This is a genomic window from Marinobacterium jannaschii DSM 6295 (assembly GCF_000620085.1).
Classification (GTDB): Bacteria; Pseudomonadota; Gammaproteobacteria; order Pseudomonadales; family Balneatricaceae; genus Pontibacterium; species Pontibacterium jannaschii.
This window is the reverse complement of sequence record NZ_KK211066.1, coordinates 127,233-147,268: the sequence shown is the minus strand read 5'-3', so window position 1 is coordinate 147,268 and position 20,036 is coordinate 127,233. Positions and strand designations below refer to the sequence as shown.

At 54.2% G+C, this 20,036-nt stretch carries 20 protein-coding genes; 12 read left to right on the top strand and 8 right to left on the bottom strand.

What is annotated here, in order from left to right:
• Positions 1-19 precede the first annotated feature (19 nt).
• Both tusA and Q354_RS0119900 read left to right on the top strand, forming a co-directional pair.
• Complete coding sequence (gene tusA, locus Q354_RS0119905; protein ID WP_027859140.1) at positions 20-262, top strand: sulfurtransferase TusA; 243 nt, start codon at positions 20-22, stop codon at positions 260-262.
• 4 nt (positions 263-266) lie between these two features.
• Entirely contained in the window at positions 267-809 is a 543-nt protein-coding gene (locus Q354_RS0119900; protein ID WP_084332684.1) for a ProQ/FINO family protein, read from the top strand.
• Positions 810-901: 92 nt separating this feature from the next.
• Here Q354_RS0119900 and Q354_RS0119895 read toward each other — a convergent pair whose 3' ends face one another.
• The 3 genes from Q354_RS0119895 to Q354_RS0119885 form a co-directional block, all read right to left on the bottom strand.
• A complete protein-coding gene (locus Q354_RS0119895; protein WP_027859138.1) occupies positions 902-1,975 on the bottom strand; it encodes a DUF3080 family protein in 1,074 nt (357 codons plus the stop codon).
• Entirely contained in the window at positions 1,957-3,324 is a 1,368-nt protein-coding gene (locus tag Q354_RS26615) for an MATE family efflux transporter (protein ID WP_036230820.1), read from the bottom strand. The genes Q354_RS0119895 and Q354_RS26615 overlap by 19 nt, the downstream gene beginning before the upstream one ends.
• Positions 3,325-3,527: 203 nt before the next feature.
• Positions 3,528-5,270 (bottom strand): PHA/PHB synthase family protein, encoded by a 1,743-nt coding sequence (locus tag Q354_RS0119885; protein ID WP_027859137.1) that lies wholly within the window; start codon positions 5,268-5,270, stop codon positions 3,528-3,530.
• 504 nt (positions 5,271-5,774) lie between these two features.
• On the opposite strand from Q354_RS0119885, the gene Q354_RS0119880 reads away from it, so the two are divergent.
• The 4 genes from Q354_RS0119880 to nagA are packed head-to-tail and all read left to right on the top strand — an operon-like array spanning position 5,775 to position 8,891.
• Entirely contained in the window at positions 5,775-6,026 is a 252-nt protein-coding gene (locus Q354_RS0119880) for a glutaredoxin family protein (protein ID WP_027859136.1), read from the top strand.
• On the top strand, positions 6,019-6,852 hold the full coding sequence (locus tag Q354_RS0119875) for a TatD family hydrolase (RefSeq protein ID WP_027859135.1): 834 nt from the start codon (positions 6,019-6,021) through the stop codon (positions 6,850-6,852). Before Q354_RS0119880 ends, Q354_RS0119875 begins: the two co-directional genes overlap by 8 nt.
• Positions 6,845-7,726 carry a BadF/BadG/BcrA/BcrD ATPase family protein gene (locus tag Q354_RS0119870; RefSeq protein WP_027859134.1) on the top strand — a complete coding sequence of 294 codons (882 nt, stop codon included), beginning with the start codon at positions 6,845-6,847 and terminating at the stop codon, positions 7,724-7,726. Before Q354_RS0119875 ends, Q354_RS0119870 begins: the two co-directional genes overlap by 8 nt.
• 4 nt (positions 7,727-7,730) lie before the next feature.
• Positions 7,731-8,891, top strand: coding sequence for an N-acetylglucosamine-6-phosphate deacetylase (gene nagA / locus Q354_RS0119865; RefSeq protein WP_027859133.1), 1,161 nt, complete (start codon positions 7,731-7,733; stop codon positions 8,889-8,891).
• A 42-nt stretch (positions 8,892-8,933) separates the two neighbouring features.
• Here the strand turns inward: nagA and Q354_RS0119860 are convergent, their stop codons facing one another.
• Positions 8,934-10,862, bottom strand: coding sequence for a transglycosylase SLT domain-containing protein (locus Q354_RS0119860; RefSeq protein ID WP_051560416.1), 1,929 nt, complete (start codon positions 10,860-10,862; stop codon positions 8,934-8,936).
• A gap of 340 nt (positions 10,863-11,202) precedes the next feature.
• Here Q354_RS0119860 and Q354_RS0119855 point away from each other — a divergent pair, with 340 nt between their 5' ends.
• The gene (locus Q354_RS0119855) at positions 11,203-13,089 is read left to right on the top strand and encodes an ATP-binding cassette domain-containing protein (RefSeq protein WP_027859131.1); all 1,887 of its coding nucleotides are present in this window, start codon (positions 11,203-11,205) and stop codon (positions 13,087-13,089) included.
• Between the two features lie 17 nt (positions 13,090-13,106).
• Here the strand turns inward: Q354_RS0119855 and Q354_RS0119850 are convergent, their stop codons facing one another.
• The gene (locus Q354_RS0119850; protein ID WP_027859130.1) at positions 13,107-13,544 is read right to left on the bottom strand and encodes a universal stress protein; all 438 of its coding nucleotides are present in this window, start codon (positions 13,542-13,544) and stop codon (positions 13,107-13,109) included.
• 87 nt (positions 13,545-13,631) lie between these two features.
• Here Q354_RS0119850 and Q354_RS0119845 point away from each other — a divergent pair, with 87 nt between their 5' ends.
• Complete coding sequence (locus tag Q354_RS0119845; RefSeq protein WP_027859129.1) at positions 13,632-14,135, top strand: hypothetical protein; 504 nt, start codon at positions 13,632-13,634, stop codon at positions 14,133-14,135.
• Positions 14,136-14,156: 21 nt separating this feature from the next.
• On the top strand, positions 14,157-14,375 hold the full coding sequence (locus tag Q354_RS0119840) for a DUF1653 domain-containing protein (protein ID WP_027859128.1): 219 nt from the start codon (positions 14,157-14,159) through the stop codon (positions 14,373-14,375).
• On the opposite strand, the gene Q354_RS0119835 is transcribed toward Q354_RS0119840, so the two are convergent.
• A complete protein-coding gene (locus tag Q354_RS0119835; protein ID WP_027859127.1) occupies positions 14,367-15,071 on the bottom strand; it encodes a hypothetical protein in 705 nt (234 codons plus the stop codon). The genes Q354_RS0119840 and Q354_RS0119835 overlap by 9 nt on opposite strands.
• 186 nt (positions 15,072-15,257) lie before the next feature.
• Between Q354_RS0119835 and topA the strand changes: the two genes are divergently transcribed.
• From topA to Q354_RS26610, 3 genes are read left to right on the top strand one after another with little or no spacing between them, the layout of a single operon-like run.
• Positions 15,258-17,903, top strand: a complete 2,646-nt coding sequence (topA, locus tag Q354_RS0119830) for a type I DNA topoisomerase (protein ID WP_027859126.1) — start codon at positions 15,258-15,260, stop codon at positions 17,901-17,903.
• Between the two features lie 9 nt (positions 17,904-17,912).
• Positions 17,913-18,437, top strand: a complete 525-nt coding sequence (locus tag Q354_RS0119825) for a DUF6586 family protein (protein ID WP_027859125.1) — start codon at positions 17,913-17,915, stop codon at positions 18,435-18,437.
• Between the two features lie 4 nt (positions 18,438-18,441).
• A complete protein-coding gene (locus Q354_RS26610) occupies positions 18,442-18,699 on the top strand; it encodes a hypothetical protein (RefSeq protein ID WP_036230817.1) in 258 nt (85 codons plus the stop codon).
• A gap of 200 nt (positions 18,700-18,899) precedes the next feature.
• On the opposite strand, the gene Q354_RS26605 is transcribed toward Q354_RS26610, so the two are convergent.
• Both Q354_RS26605 and lexA read right to left on the bottom strand, forming a co-directional pair.
• Positions 18,900-19,352 carry a cell division inhibitor SulA gene (locus Q354_RS26605; RefSeq protein ID WP_051560413.1) on the bottom strand — a complete coding sequence of 151 codons (453 nt, stop codon included), beginning with the start codon at positions 19,350-19,352 and terminating at the stop codon, positions 18,900-18,902.
• Positions 19,353-19,354: 2 nt separating this feature from the next.
• Positions 19,355-19,963, bottom strand: a complete 609-nt coding sequence (gene lexA / locus Q354_RS0119810) for a transcriptional repressor LexA (protein WP_027859124.1) — start codon at positions 19,961-19,963, stop codon at positions 19,355-19,357.
• Positions 19,964-20,036: the final 73 nt, after the last annotated feature.

Sequence of the window (20,036 nt, the reverse complement as noted above, 5' to 3'; positions counted from 1 at the left end):
CTGCAGTATGAGTAATGAAATGTCCGATATAAAAGTTGACCATATAATGGATGCATCCGGGCTCTATTGTCCGGAGCCTGTCATGTTGCTGCACAACAAAGTGCGGGATATGACCGAGGGTCAGGTCTTGCACATAGTCGCAACAGACCCTTCGACCCAACGAGACATTCCCAAGTTTTGCGCGTTTCTCGGTCACGATCTGCTGCGGCAGGACGGAGACGGTGAGCGCTTTGAGTATTTCATTCGCAAGGGCGCTGAGTAGATAAATGACCCCGGATATTGACCAGATCTGTGCTGAAACCGATCAGGTAGTTGATAAGTTAGATCAAATGCTAAGTGCTGAAGAGGCGCAGCGAGCTAAGCAAACTGAGGCGAATAAGGTGAACGACGCAGTTACCCCTAATCCGAAGACCAAATCAAAGAACCGCGCAGCGAACATGGCCGCTCTGCAGCAGCTAATGGAAGCTTACCCGGCGGTGTTTAGCCGCGAAAATGTCCGCCCTCTGAAAATCGGCATCCAGGAAGACCTGGTGGCCGACGATAAGCTGGCTAAGAACAAGATCAAGCGCGCGCTCGCCAGTTATGTGCGTTCTCCGCAGTATTACCGTTCGATTCGGGAAGGTGCCGAGCGTATCGGTATAGACGGCGCAGCTTCCGGTCTGGTGACTGAACAGGAAGCTCAGTACGCTAAGGAAAAGCTGAAAGAGATCAATCAGAATCGTCGTCAGAAGCAGCGTGAAGTGCAAAAGGCGAAAGAGAAGGAAGAGCGTTTCAGTCGCAAGCTGGAAGCGCTGGTTACACGAAAGTAACCACAGAACTGTATTAGAAAAGGTGATCTTGGAAAAGATCGCCTTTTTTATTGTCCGCAAAACCCAGTGGCCTTCGGGGGCAGGGTCAGTGCTCAGTCTGTCCGGCGGCTGCCCGGCATCATTCCACACTGGGTGAGCAGTGCCTGCCATGATTTGATATGTTGCTTTCGCGCTTGCTGGTATCTGCTTAATAAGCTGTTTTGCTCACCATATATCTTCTCTATATAACTTTTCATCGCAGGAGGAGGGGAAAAGCTAGCCAGCAGCGCTTGTTGGCTGGCAATCCAGGCGCGCGTTTCGCGGTCCACTCTGGCCAGATATGGCTGGAAACGCCTGGCGTAATGCTGCTGAAAGACGTTATTCAGGATGGTGCTTTTCTGCGTTTGATGGCCTTTAAAGCACAGCGGCTTACCTGCGAGTCTGCTTTCGATGGCGGTGCTGGTTCTCTCCATCGTGGTTGTTAGCAGCTGGAGTGAGCGCAGAGCCTGGCCCCCGAAACGGTTGCTGTTGAGTGTCTCGTAATCTGATTCCAGCGAATCCAGGAATGGCGGGAGTTGCCACTGTTCCGGGTCGTGAAGTGCTTTACTGAGGAGTTGCAGGTGGCCGATGCTGCGACTTGCAGCGGCATAGCCCGAGGCTGCGCTGAGTGGCAGGGGCTCTGCTGTGGTGGTGAACTGCAGCTCGACCTCTCGTGCTGTATAGATTCCGTTCCATAAAGTGTTATGCAGATTAGAGCGCTTAACCCGGTAGATCTCGGCAATGCGCTGACGCAGTTCAGGCTCTGCGTCCAGCGCTTTGCTGTTCTCTGCCCGTTGTTTGCAGTCGCGAATAGCGGCAAAGAACTTTAACTCATAGGCCAGTTGTTTGGACGGCAGCATCACTTTGCCAAGCGAGCTGTTTCGCTCTGCGATCAGGGGCAGGATGTTGCAGAATTTAAGGTCCAGCACTTCCAGAAGCCCCTGTCGGACCTCTTCGACGGGAAGTATGCGATCTCTCCGCGCAGGAAACAGGGGCAGGGGATCCAGATAGCTGAGATCGTTGTCGATATCGGCTTCGAGAGTGTTGGCGACACGCCACATATAGTCGCTCATCATGGATTCCGGGTCATCCTTGCTACAGCCGGACAGCAGTATCAGGCCAATCAGGATCAGGCAGGCTTTGTGCATCGGGAGACTCTGGTCATACGAATCATTCTGGATAACAGAAGTATAGCGCCCACGGTGAGCCCGATAATCAGGCCGATCCAGAAACCGTGAGGTCCCGAGGGGGCGGTCAGCAGGTCTGTTTTGGCCAGAATATACCCGGTAGGCAAGCCAATTACCCAATAGGCGACAAAGACGAAAAGCAGCGGCGTGGAGGTGTCCTTATAGCCGCGAAGTGCACCTGCACAGGCAACCTGAATTGCATCCGAGAACTGAAAAATCGCGGCGATAGTAATCAGTTCTGCGGCCACGGTGATAATAGCAGCTGCATCAGTATAGATCGTGGCGATCTGCTGGTTGAGCAGGAGCATTGTGCCGGAAGATATAAAGGCGCATACCAATGTCATCGCGAGGCCGCTATATGCCGCCAGCCGGGCGCCCCCGGCATCGTCTGCGCCGAGGCGCTGACCCGTGCGAATGGTAATCGCCATTGCGATGCTAAGGGGGATCATAAAGGTCATACCGGTAAAGCTGATAGTGACCTGGTGTGCTGCTATGGCATTCTCCCCCAGATCCGCCAGTAGCAAGGCGATAAAGGCAAACATGCTGGCTTCAATCAGCAGGGCGATACCAATCGGGATACCCAGCCGCAGGAAGCGCTTGGTGGCCTCTAATTCCGGCAGGCGCAGGTTCTCCCGGAGTTTGCATGCCTGAAATGTACGGGTGCGTTTGAGATAAAAACTACCGCAGAAAAGCATGATCCACATCACCAGGGCCGATGCCCAGCCGCAGCCCTCTGCTCCCATCGCGGGCAGGCCCAGTTTGCCAAACACAAACAGGTAGTTCAGGGGGATGTTGCAGATTAAGGCGATAACGGCAATTTTCATAACCGGACTTGTGCGGCCAAACCCTTCAGAAAAGCTACGTATCACCTGATAAAACATAAAGGCTGGAAAACCCCAGGAGATGGCCGACAGATAAGCGTCGGTTTTAACCCTCAGGCTTTCCTCTACACCCATTAATACAAATATTTCCGAGGAATTGTTCAGGAATGCGAATGCGATGATGCCGCATGCCAGTGCAACCCAGGTTGCCGTGGAGAATATGCCTGCGGCCTGCTGTGGGCGGCTGGCCCCGACTTCATGGGCAACCAGAGGCGTGGTCGCCATAAGAAGGCCTTCTAAGGCAAGGAAAAGGGGAATCCACAGACTGGAGCCCAGTGCGACGGCGGCCAGTTCAGTAGCCCCCGCACGTCCTGCCATCACTGTATCGACGAAGCCTATGCCATGCTGGGCCAGCTGTGTCATTGCGATGGGCAGGGCGAGGGCGAGTAGTGCACGAAATTCAGTTGAAATCGGAGTGGCTGTGGTCATATGGCTTCGGCAGAGGTAATCAGGTGCGGGCGACTATCACCCTGATGTCGGAGTCAGCTGATGTTGCCAATAGAGGTTACAGGCTGCACTCATCCAGTGAAGGTCAAGTATGCACGGATTGGGGCGTGAAGGCGATGGGAGAGTCGGTGCGGGGAGAGGCGGGAGGCACTGCCAGAGTGCCTCCCGCTGTAACGGCGTCGTGCTTAGCTGTGACGTACTTTAACGTAACGGCCTGGAGCGGGTTCGATCGCTTTAAAGGTCGCATTACCGTAATCGGCGCGGGCATCCATCTTCTTGCCGGCGCGACGCTTCAGCCATTCAGCCCAGTGAGGCCACCAGGAGCCATCTTTGCGCTCGGCTGACTCCAGCCAGTGCTCGGCACCTTTACCGAGTTCGCCTTTAACCCAGTAATTGCGGCGGTTTTTCGATGCCGGGTTAATCACGCCGGCGACGTGGCCGCTGGCTCCCAGTACGAACTCAACACTGCCTTTCATCAGTTCAGTGCCTTTGAAGGTACCTTTCCAGGGGGCGATGTGGTCCTCAATGGTGGAGAGGAAGTAGACCGGGATCTTGATGTTACTCAGATTGATCTTCTCGCCACAGATGGTCAGCGCATTCTTTTCTGACAACTTGTTTTCTACATACATATTGTTGATGTAGAAGGTGTACATATTGGCAGGCAGGTTGGTTGAATCGCTGTTCCAGTAGAGGATGTCAAACGGAGGCGGTGTCTGGCCTTTGAGGTAATTATTGACCACATAGGACCAGATCAGGTCATTAGAGCGCAGCATATTAAAAGAGGTTGCAAGTTCGCGACCGTGCAATATGCCCTGATTGTTAACCTTGGTTTCCAGCTGTTTGACCTGCTGATCGTCGATGAATACGCCGATATCACCTGGATCGGTGAAGTCCACCAGTGTTGTAAAGAAGGTGGCGGATGCAATGTCGGTATTCTTACGCGCAGCCATGACCGCCAGCGAAGTGGCCAGGATAGTACCGCCGACGCACCATGCAACGGCGTTGACCTTGTCTGACTCGCAGATTGATTTGACCACTTCAGTGGCTTTCAGTACGCCTTTTTCAACGTAGTCATCCCAGCTGATGTCGCTCTGTTCGGCGGTTGGGTTCAGCCAGGAGATGAGGAACGTTGTCTGCCCCTGTTCGACACAGTAGCGCACGAAAGAGTTGTGTTCCTGCAGGTCGAGGATATAGAACTTATTGATGCTCGGGGGAACGATCAGCGTCGGGCGCTCAAACTGCTGCTCGGTCAGCGGCTTGTACTGGATCAGCTGGAACATATCGTTTTCGAAAACGACGCTGCCTTCGGTTTTGGCGAGGTTGGTGCCCAGATCGAAAGCGGTCTCGTCGGTCATCGAGATCCGGCCCTTGTCCATATCCGTGAGCAGGTTCTTCAGGCCATCGACAAGGCTCTGCCCTTTGGTTTCAAGGGCCTGCTGCAACACCTCGGGGTTCGTAATCGCGAAGTTGGTTGGCGACAGTGCATCGATATACTGGTTTGTGTAGAACTCGAGCTTCTTCTGTTCCTTTTCAGACAGGTTGGCGTTGGATGCCATTTCCTGAATCAGTCGTGAACTCAGCAGGTAAGACTGTTTGATGTAGTCGAAAATCGGGTTTTTGCTCCACTCCTCGGACTGGAAGCGGCGGTCACCCCGGGCGGGTTCTGCTACCGGTGTTTCAGATGTGTTGCCGGTGAGCAGGTTGCGCCAAAGATTCAGCTGGCTCTGCTGATAGTCAGTGATAGCTCTGATCCAGACTGTGGGGTCTTCCCATGAGCGCGTGGCGAGCTCGGTCCAGGACTGTGCTAGCTGTCGGAATACATCGTCGCCACCGGACGTAGAGTACATTTCCAGAACTTTCTGGGTCTCTGTGTTCAGGTAGTCGACAAATTCCTGAGGATTGTTAAGCATGCTGCTGTTTGTATCCATATTTAAAAATCGCCTTTCATCGTCTCAATCCGTGTTTCGGACGTAATGCTGTAGTTGGCTCTTTTTCAAGAGGTACTGTTTCTTATTGTTATTGTCAGTTTCCCGGGCAGCTGACGCTGCGGCGGGTATGGCGCTAAGGTGCTAACTACCCGGTCACTCGGTACCGGATATACAAAAAGCATCACCACCAGCTTATGTAACCTGATAGCCTGATGACAAGTCGTTCCGCATTTGATGCGACTAATGTGTGACTAAAATCGGTTCCAAAGTCTGATCTGAGCATAGTCTCACACAAATATTGCATTCATATAGCAGTCTGTGCTGGTCGCCCTCCGCGCAGTTGCTGGCTGGCAGGTGTCGGTAAAGTCCGGTTTTTGCAGTGCCGCAATGAAGTGTAGTACAGCTTGCGGAAAACGGCTTTTTGGCCGCGAGTGGCGGCAGATCTGCCGTCTCGGTGCGGGGCAATGTAGAATAGACGGATTCGTTCTTGATAGGGCCTTACTGATGAGACAGCTCACCTTGATGAGTACCCTGGGATGCCACCTTTGCGAGGTGGCGGCTGAGATATTGATACACACCATGAATCCGGCGGAATATCAGGTTGACGAGCAGGATATTGCCGATGATGACGGGCTTATGGATCGCTACGCTGTTCGCATACCGGTGCTGGTTGATGAGACCAGCGGTAAGGAGCTTGGCTGGCCATTTGACCAGGCCGGGTTGATTGAGTTTCTACAGGGGCTTCAGAGTGAGTGAAACTGTGCCTGAGGCGTTAGATCTTGTTGATATCGGTGTCAATCTGGCGGATGACTGCTTTGATGCCGATCGTGAAGCAGTGATTACAAGGGCGGTCGAGGCCGGTGTCGGGCAGATGATCCTGACCGGTACGACTGAAGCCGAGAGCGAAGCGGTGCTGCGGCTGGCGGAACAGTACCCCGGGGTTTGCTACGCCACTGCGGGTATACATCCCCACTATGCCAAGGATTACGCCGCTTCGTCGCTGAAAACCCTGAAGTCACTTTGCCTGCAGCCGGCTGTGTGTGCTGTCGGAGAGACCGGGCTCGATTTTAACCGTAATTTCTCGTTACCGGAGCAGCAGGAGCAGGCTTTTGCAGCGCAAATCGAGCTGGCTGCCGAGCTGGCGATGCCGCTGTTTGTGCATGAGCGAGATGCGGGTCAGCGGGTGTTCGAGATGCTAAAGCATTACCGGGATCATTTCCCCGAGGCGGTGGTGCACTGTTTTACGGCGGAAAAGCGTGACCTCTATCGCTATCTGGACCTCGATCTTCATATCGGTATAACGGGCTGGGTCTGTGATGAGCGACGCGGCGCACATCTTATACCGCTGTTGTCTGAGATTCCCCCAGGCCGGCTGATGCTGGAAACCGATGCACCTTACCTGATGCCACGGGACCTGAAGCCCAAACCTAAGACACGTCGTAATGAGCCGGTCAATCTGGTGCATATCTGTCAGCGTATCGCTGCTCATCTGAACATTGCGCCGCAGCAGCTGGCAGCACAAACCTCGGCAAACGCCCGCCGCTTTTTCAGTCTGCCGGGAATACAGGATGCAAATGTCTGAACGTGATGCGCTTTGGCTGGCGATAGATGGCGGTGGCACGCGCTGTCGGTTGAGGCTTTATGATCCGCAGGGGCAGATTATCGCCGAGGCTGATTCAGGCAGTGCTAATCTTCAGCTGGGCATCGATGTCACATATGGTGCGATCCATACCGCACTGCGTAAGCTGCTGTCCGCTGCGGGGATGTCAGATGAGAACCTGGGCCGTATGCGGGTCGGGGTCGGGCTGGCAGGTGTTGTCAGTCCCGCAGATCGGCAGCGGGTGCAACAGTATCCGCATCCGTTCCGTGATCTGGTGGTGGAAAGTGATGCCTACACGGCCTGCCTTGGTGCCCACTCCGGTAAGGAGGGGGCGGTGATGATTCTGGGTACCGGTTCCTGTGTGGTCGTGAATCAGGCCGGAGAATACCGCGTCCTCGGTGGCTGGGGATTCCCGGTTTCAGATCAGGGCAGCGGAGCTGTGCTGGGCCTGCGCTTATTGGAGCGAGCCTTGCTGGCGTACGACGGAGTCGTTGAGCAATCTCCGCTGCTATATGCAGTGATGCAGGATTTTAAGCATCAGCCTGCACAGCTTGTGGAATGGCATATAAGGGCCAGGCCGGCTGACTATGCGGCATATGCGCCGCGGGTTTTCGCCTATGCAGTTCAGGGGGACCTGGCTGCAGAAGAGCTGTTGCGGCGGCAGGCTGACGATATCGACGGCTATCTGCAGCGGTTGCAGTCGATGGGCGTGACGCGTGTTGCTCTGTTGGGCGGTCTGGCGGAAGCGATCAGGCCCTGGTTAGATGCGCAGCTCAGCTTAATGCTGGTCGACGCCGAGAGTGATGCGCTCACCGGCGCCTGGTTGCTCGCGCGTCAGCGGTTGTCGGGAGAGTAGCTGGATGCGTTATTGCTTTTACAACGGCCCGGTATTTGACGGGGAACAGTTTTGTCAGGATTGCTGTGTCGTAGTTGATGGCGGCAAAATCGTCTCGGTCGGCCCTCAGGCGACAGGTCCCGATGCGGATCAGCTGATCGATCTGCAGGGGCAGATGCTGGTGCCGGGCTTTGTTGATCTTCAGGTCAATGGTGGTGCCGGGGTGCTGTTTAATGATCAGCCTGATGTTGCCGCGCTGCGATCGATATTTGCTGCCCATCGGCGTTTTGGGACTACATCAATGTTGCCGACCCTGATCAGTGATCGTTTTGACGTGATGATATCCGCTGTCGAGGCGATTGCTGACGCCTGTAGCGCTGATGAACCGGGGATTCTTGGTCTGCATCTGGAGGGGCCCTACCTTAGTCAGGCCAAGCGTGGGGTACATAATGCGGCTGTGCTTCGTGAGCCGGATCCTGAATTTTCCAAGCTGCTGGCATCGCTGCCCTCGGACGCGGCGGTGCTGCTCACCGTCGCTCCGGAGAGGGTTACAGGTGAATGGATAGCGCAGCAGGTTGCGCTGGGTCATGTGGTGGCAATTGGCCACAGTGATGCGACCTTCGAACAGGTCGGGATGGCGTTGGTCTCAGGGGTGACGGGGTTTACCCACCTTTATAATGCAATGAGTCAGCTAAATTCCAGGGCACCCGGCGTGGTAGGCGCTGCACTGCTATCTGATCACAGTTGGTGTGGGGTGATCGCTGATGGCTTCCATGTACATGCAGCGGCGCTGAAAGTGGCTCTCCGGGCTAAGCCCGCAGGCTCCGTATTTTTGGTGACTGATGCGGTTCACACGGTAGGCTCGGAGCAGAGTGAGCTTGAGCTCTGTGGGCAGCCTATATTTCGTGCCGAAGGGCGGGTTACAACCGCCGATGGTACCCTGGCCGGTTCGGATCTGACCATGAATCAGGCGGTGCGTAATGCAGTCAGCTGGCTTGGGGTTTCGCTTGAAGAGGCGCTGCGGATGGCGTCGCTCTATCCGGCCGCGGCATTAGGGGCTGATAACCGAATTGGCCGGATCGCAGCCGGATATCAGGCAGATCTGCTGGTTCTGGATGAAGGCCTTAACGTGCGTCAAAGCTGGGTGAAGGGTGCCGGTCAGCGCTACGATTGCGGGGCGTCGTAAAGGCGTGGGCACTGGCCGCAATGCTGCCAGTGCCCCGGTCTGTTATAGCGGGCGAAGGGTTGTACCCTGGGTTTGGTTTATTACCAGCGAGTCGACCTCTTCGTTGGTCAGCAGGTTGCCTTTCTTACCGGCCATGCGGTCATAGATCACCCTGAATGCCAGTACGTTCTGCACATAACGGCGTGTTTCGTTAAACGGAATGGTCTCAATCCAGATATCGAGCGGCAGATCCCCCCGGTCTTTTAGCCAGCGAGATACCCGTGCCGGCCCGGCATTGTAGGCGGCGGTCGCATAAGCCCTGTTCTGACCAAACTTGTTAAGCATCTCACCCAGGTAAGCGGTACCCAGTGCGATGTTTACCTCAGGGCGGGACAGGTCGGCAACACCCCGGTAACGGACTTTGTGCTTCCTGGCTGTACGTTTGGCGGTTTTGGGCATTAGCTGCATCAGGCCCCGGGCACCGGCGTGAGAACGGGCTGTCGGTGAAAGAGCGCTTTCCTGGCGGGCGACGGCAAGTGGCCAGGTCCGGTCAATCCTGTTTTTAATCGCGTGCTTGCGGAACAATTTTTCATGGGCCCGTGGGAAGCGAGGGGCAAGATCGTCCCAGTGGCGCGTACGAACGACATTGAAAATCGCGCGGTGATGCCATCCCCATGACAAAGCAAGATGGCCGGCAGCTTTCTTATCATCTTCGTTCAGCTTATTCCAGACCGTACGCCATTCGCGGTTCGCCTCGATCTTGCGATTCAGGCGATATAGCTCATGCGCGCGCGCAAACCCTGCGATCTTAGACAGGCGTTTTATGCTGGTTGTATTGCCTGCAGCCTTGGCCTGATTAAGCTGGAAAGGGGTCTCGCTCAGCTCGGCCGCAAGAAAGCCATAAAAGCTACGTTCCTTGGTCAGGTCGCCAAACAGTGTAGCCGGCTTGATACCTGACTTAGCGGTTTGGGAGTAAGCCACGCCTTTCCAGTAAACCCACTGGTCTTTCTTCTGTGACTCTTCAGGCAGCTTGCCGATTAGCCGGGCAACGCCTTTCCAGTCTTGCTCTTTCAGGGCATTGCGGATACGCCACTCAGTGATATCAGGGTAGCTGTAATCGTGATCGATCTTACTGATCAGTGCTTCCGCTTTCGGGTCGTAGTTTGCAGCCAGGCGGCGACTGATCAGCTGATCGATAACGCTACGCTGTTTGCCTTGCAGCGAATGTCTAGCGCGATACTGGAGCCATGTTTCAGCTGTCTTTTGGCGGTTTTTACGCAGCAATCGCTTGAAAGCATAGCTATACAGTGCCGAATGGGCCTGTGGAGACAGTTGTTTCGGATCTGAAGAAAGGATCTTATTCGGGGCTTTCTGGATCTTCTTGAACAGCGTGACCTGCTTCTTGTGAGGTGCCTTGGTGATATAGCGTTCAAGGTATTTCGCCAGTCCGAGGTTGTTCTGGCCGATGGCTAGCCAGTAGCGCTTCAGGCCCTGCTCGGAGCGGGGTTTCTTTTCTGCCATCCAGGCTTTGAATAGCGGATCGCAGGCATCAGGCTGGGAGTGGCCGACCATCCACAGGGAGGGGGCCGATTTGAGGGCTTCTGCACGCCTGCCGGTCTTTAATAACGCGGTCTTCTGATGGCACTGATAGACAACGGCGCGATCGGGATGCTGGCGATAGGCTGTGAGGTAAGAGCGCCAGTGATTTTTTCGCGCCAGATAATCCAGCCAGCGTCTGTTAACTCTGGCAGGCAGCGGGCTGGGCGAGTTGGCTTTGTAGAACCGGTTGATCCGGGCCTGGCTGGCTTTCTCCGGATACTTGCTCAGGAAGGCCATCTCGAGATAGCCATGTAAAGGGTAGGATTTCAGGGCCGCCTGTTTTTTCTCAAACCGGGTAAGCTTTTTCTGCTGCAGGAGTTTAAGTGCCTGTTGAAACTGTTTGCGCTGATCTTTGTAAGTGGCTTCGGTCAGTGCGCTGGCCGGGCTGGTCATAAAAAGAGTCAGAATAAGGGCGGTGATTGCCGATGCCGTTCGCCTTGATAACCCTGTCCAAAGGTGTGTCATGGTGCCTCAGAGTACAAAAATTAAAATTGTAGTAACCCGGCTTCCTGATGCCGAAATCCGCGGCTCAGGAAGGAAATAGCGAAATGATCCGGGAAAAAATATGGGGAGATCTAGCCGGGCATTGCTGCCCACCCCGACAGATAACGTATATATACGGCAATAGATCTGACAATGGAAAGACCAAATTTGCTGGTTGAAGTAATTTCATGCATAGCGGCAGATTTTGGGTAGAATAGTGGCCCTCTGAAATTTTATTAGTTGAGACGCTATGCCGCTGATTCGTTTAGACAAGGTATCTGTTGCGTTCGGAGATAAACCTCTGATGGACCAGGTCGATTTCCAGATCGACCCGGGCGAACGTGTGGCCCTTGTTGGCCTGAATGGTGCCGGAAAATCCACCCTGCTGAAAGTTATTGCCCGACACCAGAAACCCGATGGGGGGGAGTTCTGGCAGGACCCCGCTTGTCGAATAGCCGAGCTGCCGCAGGCAATGCCGGCTGCTGATGAACGCTCAGTGGAAGCGGTGGTGACAGAAGGGTTAGCGGACCTGCAGGCGTTGCGTCATGCCTACGATGAACTGGCGGTGTCCGAGAATGCCGATCTGAAGGAGCTGGAGAGGCTGCAGCACGCGATTGAGGCACAGCATGGCTGGAACCTGGAACAGCGGGTTGCTCGTGTGATGGAGCGGCTGGAACTGCCGGCGAACAAGAAAATGTCCGAACTCTCAGGCGGTTGGCGGAGGCGTGCAGCCTTAGGCGCGGCTCTGGTACAGGAACCGCAGCTGTTGCTGCTGGATGAGCCGACGAACCATCTGGATATCGAGACGATCGAGTGGCTGGAACAGCAGTTGCTGGATTTCCGCGGTGGTCTGTTGTTTATCTCCCATGACCGTGCGCTGGTGGATAAGCTGGCAACCCGTATTATCGAGCTGGATCGGGGAGTGCTAACTTCATTTCCGGGTAACTATTCCGCTTACCAGGTTGCCAAAGAGAAATTGCTGGCAGAAGAGGAACGTCGTAACGCCGAGTTTGATAAGAAGCTGGCGCAGGAAGAAACCTGGATCAGGCAGGGCATTAAGGCCCGTCGAACCCGCAATGAAGGCCGGGTCCGGGCGCTGAAGGCGATGCGTACCGAGCGTACCGAGCGTCGCGGACGCCAGGGTAAAGCCAGCTTTAACATGGAGGAAGCCCGTCGCAGCGGCAAACTGGTCACCGAGCTTTTATCGGTGAGCCATAGCTTTGGTGAGCAGACGCTGATTGATAATCTGGACTTCCTGCTGCAGCGAGGAGATCGCGTTGGCCTGATCGGCCCGAATGGTGCCGGTAAAAGTACCCTGCTGAATATCCTTCTGGGAAGGCTTCAGCCGGAGTCCGGCGAAGTCCGCCTGGGCACCAAGATGGAAGTGGCCTATTTCGATCAGCTGCGTGCCCAGCTCGATCCTGAGAAAAATATTATCGATAATATCGCCGGTGGACGGGAGTCCATCGAGATCAATGGCCGTTCGCGCCATATGATCAGCTATCTGAGTGATTTCCTGTTCTCGCCGGAGCGTGCACGGACACCGGTCAAGGCGCTGTCCGGCGGCGAGTGCAACCGAGTGCTGCTGGCCAAGCTGTTCAGCCAGCCGGCCAATATACTGGTGCTCGATGAGCCGACCAACGACCTGGACGTCGAGACTCTGGAACTGTTGGAAGAGATCCTGATGGATTTTGACGGAACCGTGCTGCTGGTTAGCCATGACCGACAGTTCCTCGACAATGTGGTTACCAGTACCCTGGTGTTTGAGGGTAACGGGCAGGTCAGGGATTATGTGGGTGGCTACAATGACTGGTTGCGCCAGCGTCCAGGCAAGGATGTCAGTAAAGCTGCGAATAAGCCTGTCGAGTCCCGGGAGAAGCCTGCTCAGCCAGCCGCACCTAAGCCGAAAAAACTCAGTTACAAGCTTCAGCGAGAGCTGGATGAACTGCCGGGTAAGCTGGAAGCTGCAGAAGCAGCGCTGGAGCAGTTGCAACAGGAAACGGCGGCCGCCGATTTCTATCAGCAGGATCATGCACTGGTGACTGAGAGGCTGAGTGCACTGCAGGATCAGGAAGCGGTGGTTGAAGCGCTGATGGATCGTTGGGTTGAGCTGGAGGCGATGCAGGAGGGCGGCTAAGCCCTCCTCTCGGGCGGTTAGCTTTCTTTAACGCGAACCGCCAGTACATCACAGGTTGCGCCGTGAAGTACGCTGTTGGCCGTGGAACCCAGTAACAGGGCCAGTCCGTGTCGGCCGTGGCTACCGACGATAATCAGGCTGATATCGAGCTCTTCGGCGATTCTGTGGATCTCGGTTTCGGTGTGGCCGGAAACGATATGCATACCCGCAATCGGGTATTCCAGTTTGGCTGCATACTGTTCCAGTTTACTACGCGCGTGCTCGTCAAGCTGGTCCTGAATAGTGGTCAGATCCATTGGAACGTCGCCACCATAGGCAAAACTCAGCGGCTCGATAACGTGGATCAGGTGCAGTTCAGCTGTATTTCGATCCGCAATCGCGCGGGTTTTTTCAATTAGCTGATCGGACTCTTCTGAAAGATCAATCGCAAGCAGTATTTTTCCGTACATACTCAAAGCGCCTTTCTTCGGTTTGCTGTAATTAAAAGATTAGCATAGGGTGGGAGCCTGTTGGCTGACCCCTATCAACGTTGGAGTGGTTGAATGAAGTGGTTGATTATTGCCGCCGTAACAATGTCCCTGGTTGGCTCTATGATGTGGGTAATGCCCTCTAAACGTCAACGGCAACAGGCAGATTTGAGAACCCGCGCGCGCAGTTTGGGGTTTCAGGTCCAGTTGAGCCGGATAACGGCGCCGCGTGCTGAAGGGGAAAGTGAGGCAGAACATTACAATACGGCCGGTTACCGGCTTCTGCGGATCGGTGAAAACGGTAAAAAGGTGCAGACCGAACCCTGGCATATATTCAGAGTCCGCTCGGTGCGTAACGAGGGATTACCGGAGGGGTGGAGCTGGTCAGTCGGTGAACGCCTTCTGAGTGAGGGGCAGCTGGATATTCTGCGCGATATGCTGTCGCAGCTGCCGCAAGGTATCAGCTCGGTGGAGTCGACTCCTCTTTATGTCACCTTGTATTGGGATGAAAGAGGGGAAGAGTCGGATCTGGAGCAGTTAAAAGTCCAGCTGCAGCGTCTGTTGGATAACGTTTTTTAACAGGTTAAAGGGTAGACTGAAATGCAGATTCAAACAGGTCGCTACCGGCATTATAAAGGTGCAGAGTATGACGTTCTGCACCTGGCCAGGCATTCGGAAACAGAGGAGTGGCTGGTGGTTTATCGTCAGTGCTACGGTGACAATGCGGTCTGGGTACGCCCTCTGAGGATGTTCACTGAAGAGGTCGTGCTGACAGATGGCACTGAGGTTGGCCGGTTCGAGTATATCGGTTCAGAGTAGCTGGTCCAGTCTGTCCGCCAGGGTCCCTTCTGACTGACGTCGTCGGGGCTGAACCTGCTGAATTGATTGCTCGATCTGCTTCAGGCGCTTGGTTTTTTCCGGCTGTGGTATCTGCGCTCTCAGCAGCACGGCCTTGGCGTGTTTGTAGTGAGAGAGGGCTGTGATCTTGTCTTCATTGGCCTGAAAGCGCTGAGCCTGGTGGATATGCGCATCAGCCACGAGGGTAATCTTGAGCCAGTAGAGCTCCTGTTGGTAGGTTTTACCCAGTGGAACGCTGATGCGGCCTGATTTGGCCAGTCGGGCAATCATACGTTCGGCATAATTGATATAGATCTGGGCCCGTTTCAGTGCCCTGTCGCTTTCAAAGGCGGCAGGGTTTGGCAGGGTCTGATCCGCAGAATTTTTCAGCTGCTCGACCTCTTTCTGCAGTTCGGAATCGGGTGACAGCAGGGTGATTTCTTCAAGCAACAGGTTTGCATGTTGGTCCAGCTTGTCGATAATGCCGTCTTTACAGTTGGCTTCACGCAGCACGGCAAGGCACTGAATCAGATATTCGGATTGTTCTTTTAGCCATTTTAGACGTTTGTCTTTTGCTTTTTCCTGTAGCTCTCTGGTAGAGATAATATAGTTAACTGTCAGCGCGACAACGCCAACGATGGCAATCAGGATAATAAACAGCAGGTTTTGCTGGAGCATAGGTCACGACGTGAACAAAATTAGTAAGTTAGTCTGAGTTTTAATTGTGGCTTCAAGCGGGCTTTGGGTAAAGTGCCCTAACCGTTTGAAGACATTTATTTTTGTATGTGAGCTTGACCCTGCGCTAGTCTGCACTTATATATGCTCGCAGTTTTATAAGCCGTGTCCCCAAAGGATTCTGACTCTATGGGAAAGTCTCTGGTAATCGTTGAGTCACCAGCAAAAGCAAAAACGATCAATAAGTATCTGGGTAATCAATACGTTGTTAAGTCCAGTGTCGGTCATATCCGGGATCTGCCTACCAGTGGTAGCGGTCCGAAGAGTGATCCTAAAGAGCGTGCCCGTCAGGCCGCACTAACCCGTAAGATGTCGCCGGAAGATAAGGCGGTATACAAGCAGCGTAAGGCGAAAGAACAACTTGTGGCCCGTATGGGCATTGATCCTGAAAATGGCTGGGAAGCGAATTACGATATCCTGCCGGGTAAGGAAAAAGTCGTTGATGAATTAAAGCGACTGGCGAAGAACGCTGACGCTATCTATCTCGCGACCGATTTGGACCGTGAAGGGGAGGCGATTGCCTGGCACCTTCGCGAGGCGATCGGTGGTGATGAATCGCGCTATCGCCGTGTAGTGTTCAATGAGATCACCAAAAAGGCGATTCAGGGGGCTTTTGAAGATCCCGGCCTGCTTGATATGGATCGCGTTAACGCCCAGCAGGCGCGTCGATTCCTCGACCGCGTTGTGGGTTATATGGTGTCACCACTGCTCTGGGCCAAGATTGCGCGAGGTCTGTCTGCCGGTCGCGTTCAGTCTGTGGCGGTAAAGCTGGTGGTCGAGCGCGAGCGTGAGATCCGTGCTTTTATCCCGGATGAATTCTGGGAGGTGCACGCTGAAACCGCTACACCGGCCGGTGAGGCAGTGCGCCTGCAGGTTGTAAAGCGTGCTGGTGAGAACTTCCGCCCTTCATCCGAGGAGCAGACCAGTGCTCATCTTAGTGCGCTGCGCAGTCTGCCTTTTGAAGTTGTTAGCCGTGAAGACCGGGCAACCAGTAGCAAGCCTTCTGCGCCTCTGATTACTTCAACGCTGCAGCAGGCGGCCAGTACCCGCCTTGGCTTCGGCGTGAAGAAAACCATGATGCTGGCGCAGCGACTTTATGAAGCAGGCTATATCACCTACATGCGTACCGACTCGACTAACCTGAGCGCCGAGGCGGTCGAGGCGTGCCGGGGTTATATTGGTCAGCACTACGGAGATAAATACCTGCCGGAAGAGCCTAATCGCTACAGCAGCAAGGACGGTGCTCAGGAAGCGCATGAGGCGATTCGTCCATCCGACGTCACTGTGCCGGCCACTTCGCTGACCGGTATGGAACGCGATGCGGAGCGCCTGTACGACCTGATTCGCAGTCAGTTTATCGCCTGTCAGATGACGCCGGCTCAATATACAAGTACCCGTATTACCGTAAGTGCCGGTGACTTTGAGTTGCGTACTAAAGGGCGCATCCTGCGGTTTGATGGTTATACCCGGGTCATGCCTTCGCGCGGCAAAAGTGACGAAGATGTGATTCTGCCCGACGTTAAAAAGGGTGAGTTGCTCTCGCTGGCAGAGCTGTTGCCAAAGCAGCATTTCACTAAGCCTGCACCGCGTTATACGGAAGCGAGTCTGGTAAAAGAGCTTGAAAAGCGTGGAATCGGACGCCCATCTACCTATGCCTCCATTATCTCGACCATCCAGGACCGGGGTTATGTTGAGGTGCAGAACCGTCGTTTTTATGCGCAGAAAATGGGCGATATCGTGACCGATCGTCTGTCTGAGAATTTCTCGGATCTGATGGATTACAGCTTTACTGCCCGGATGGAAGAATCCCTCGATGATATCGCTGAGGGCAGCGCAGAATGGAAAGCTCTGCTGGATCGCTTTTACAAAGAGTTTGTGTTCAAACTCGACGAAGCGCAGGCTGGCGATAATGAGATGCGTCCGAATACACCAACTGAAACTAATATCAGTTGTCCGGACTGCGGGCGTCCGATGATGATCCGCACCGGAAGTACGGGTGTTTTCCTAGGGTGCTCGGGCTATAGCCTGCCACCCAAAGAGCGCTGTAAATGCACCATTAACCTGGTTTCCGGCGATGAAGTCGTCAGTGTCGACGGTGATGATGAGGAAGAGTCCCGTATCCTGCGTAACAAGCATCGCTGCCAGCTTTGTAGTTCCGCTATGGACTCCTATCTGATTGATCAGAACCGCAAGCTGCATGTATGTGGTAACAACCCGGATTGCTCTGGTTATGAAGTCGAGCAGGGCGAGTACCGTATTAAGGGTTATGACGGTCCGACCATCGAATGCGATAAATGCAGCGCTGAGATGCAGCTCAAGACAGGCCGTTTTGGTAAGTTCTTTGGTTGCACCAATGCTGACTGCAAGAACACGCGTAAGCTGCTGAAGAGTGGTGAGCCGGCTCCACCGAAAATGGACCCGGTCCCAATGCCTGAGCTGCAGTGTGAGAAGGTGGAAGATACCTATATCCTCAGGGACGGGGCGACCGGCTTATTCCTGGCTGCCAGTCAGTTTCCGAAAAACAGGGAAACGCGGGCTCCTAAGATTGTAGAGATCCTGCCGCACCAGAAAGAGATTGATCCCAAGTATGAGTTCCTGTTTTCGGCGCCGGAAGCGGATGGAGAGGGTAATCCGACCGTCATCCGTTATAGCCGCAAGACCAAGGAGCAGTACGTTATGACAGAGGTCAATGGCAAGGCAACCGGATGGAAGGCATTCTACCGTGATGGAGACTGGGTTGTGGAAGAGCCCAAGAAACGGACTAAAAAAGCCTAGGAGCTATGCATGAGCGGCATCTATCTCGCGCGGACTAACCAGAAACTGAACTTTGCCAGGCTGCATATTGAGGCTTTGCGGGGTGCTGTTGATTCCACTGGCTGGAATAAGCATGCCCTGATCGAGTCTTACAATGAGTCCGTGCTGTTCCATCTGGTATCGGCCTATGACGCCTTCCTGCGGGAGGTGGCCGAGCTTTACCGGTTGGATACCGAGCACCTTCAGGGGTACCGGTCATTGGTGCAGGAGCTGGAACACAGTGGTCAGGAAAGTCCTGAAATTTCCGAGATCGTTAAGCTGGAAAACGATGACATCAGTTGGCTGCATAAGCTGCTGGCCGCCTATGAGGCTTGCTGGCATGGCAGTGATAAGCGCCAGCAGGTAACGGAAACCAGCAGTGTATCGGAGATTCATGTGTTACAGGTCAATCCTGATCATGCCGAGGATGTTGATATCATCGCTGAGCTGGAAGGGTGGCTGGTGTCTCTTCGTGAATTGGTTGAGCGTCTCAGAAATAATATGCAGGAGTGGTAAAAGTTTGAAGGGTAAGGGTGTGGCTGGCGAATTGCTGATGGAGATCGTAGAACTGGAAAGTGGTGAGTTTGCGATCAGACCGAGTGGGGAGGATGGAGAGCCTGTTATCAGAGTTGCTTTTTCCGATGCGCTGAAGGATCAGCTGGGTGACGGGGGGACTGAAATCAGTCGCGTCATGCTCACGGCCGGAATTCAGCTGGTTGCTGAAGCGGGCCATGAGATTCAGGCGCCTGCACCTGCACCAAGGCCTGTTATTCACTGAGTGTTGGATACAAAGAAGGGTGGCATATGCCACCCTTTTTTTGTTTCAGGGATGCTGCTTCAACCCAGCTTGTCGGCACGGTGGTAATCAGTGTAGGAAAGTCCGCTCAGGCATTTGCGATACCTCTTCCGGCGTGGAGTGAAAGCGCATGTTACCGGGCTTATGAGGTCGATAAAGCGGTGCGGGTGTTGCAGGGTATTTCAATCCAGCAGCCGGCGTCTGATCACTATGCCGTGACTTTTTCCTGTCAGGGCGGCTTCTTCCAGTCCGCAGAGTTCATCACCTGAAAGGTAACCAGACCAGCTTATCACGGCGTGACAGGTGCCTACCTTCAGCGCCTTCCTCGCCAGGTCGTAGGTTGAGTGCTTGTCATCGGTTTTCAGCAAAATGACCTTATTGAGATCGATGCCCGCTTCCAGCAAGAGGCTTTTCGGCAGTGATACCGGCGGGTCAACCCATACCAACCAGCGGTTATCCTGGCTGAGTTGTGCCAGTAGCGGCATTAGCATAGCAAAGTGGTTTGCCTCATCGTCGGTAACGATGATTTCGGTTACTTTGCCTGAAAGAGAGTTACTCGCCCTGTTGGATTTGTTATTGAACAGTTCAGGGCGAATAAAAGGGAGTTGCTTATTATCGGTGTACCTGTTCAACATCTTCAGCTTCCTCGCCGGATCACGCCGACTCCAAGACCTTCAATGTGCAGTTCCTGCTCGCGAAGGTCGACTTCAATCGGCGGAAACTCGTCATTCTCAGCGATAAGGTAGGCCATATGGCCTTCGCACTTCAGTCGTTTTACCGTTACATCTTCTTCCAGGCGGGCCACCACTATCTGACCATCCTGGGCCTGATTGCATTGGTGTACTGCCAGCAGGTCGCCGTCCATAATGCCGACGTTGATCATGCTGCTGCCTTTAACGCGCAACAGGTAGTCAGCTTTGGGATGGAAAAAGTCTGAGGAGATGGTGCAATGGTCTTCAATGTGCTGCTGCGCGAGTATCGGATTACCGGCAGCGACCTGGCCAATGACCGGTAAACCTTCATTCGCGGCTTCTTCGGGCTCGGGCAGTCGAATGCCGCGCGATGTGCCCGGAATCATCTCGATAGCGCCTTTGCGGGCCAGTGCCTTGAGGTGTTCCTCTGCCGCATTGGCTGACTTGAAACCCAGGTCTTTCGCAATATCGGCCCGGGTTGGTGGGTATCCGGTGTCATCGATATGACGCTTGATGCATTCCAGCACTTCTGTTTGGCGTTTTGTGAGTTTCATAGTCTTAATCTGTTTTTTTATACAGTACATGTGATTATATACAGTGTTTTAATTGTGTAAAGCTGCTTCTGTC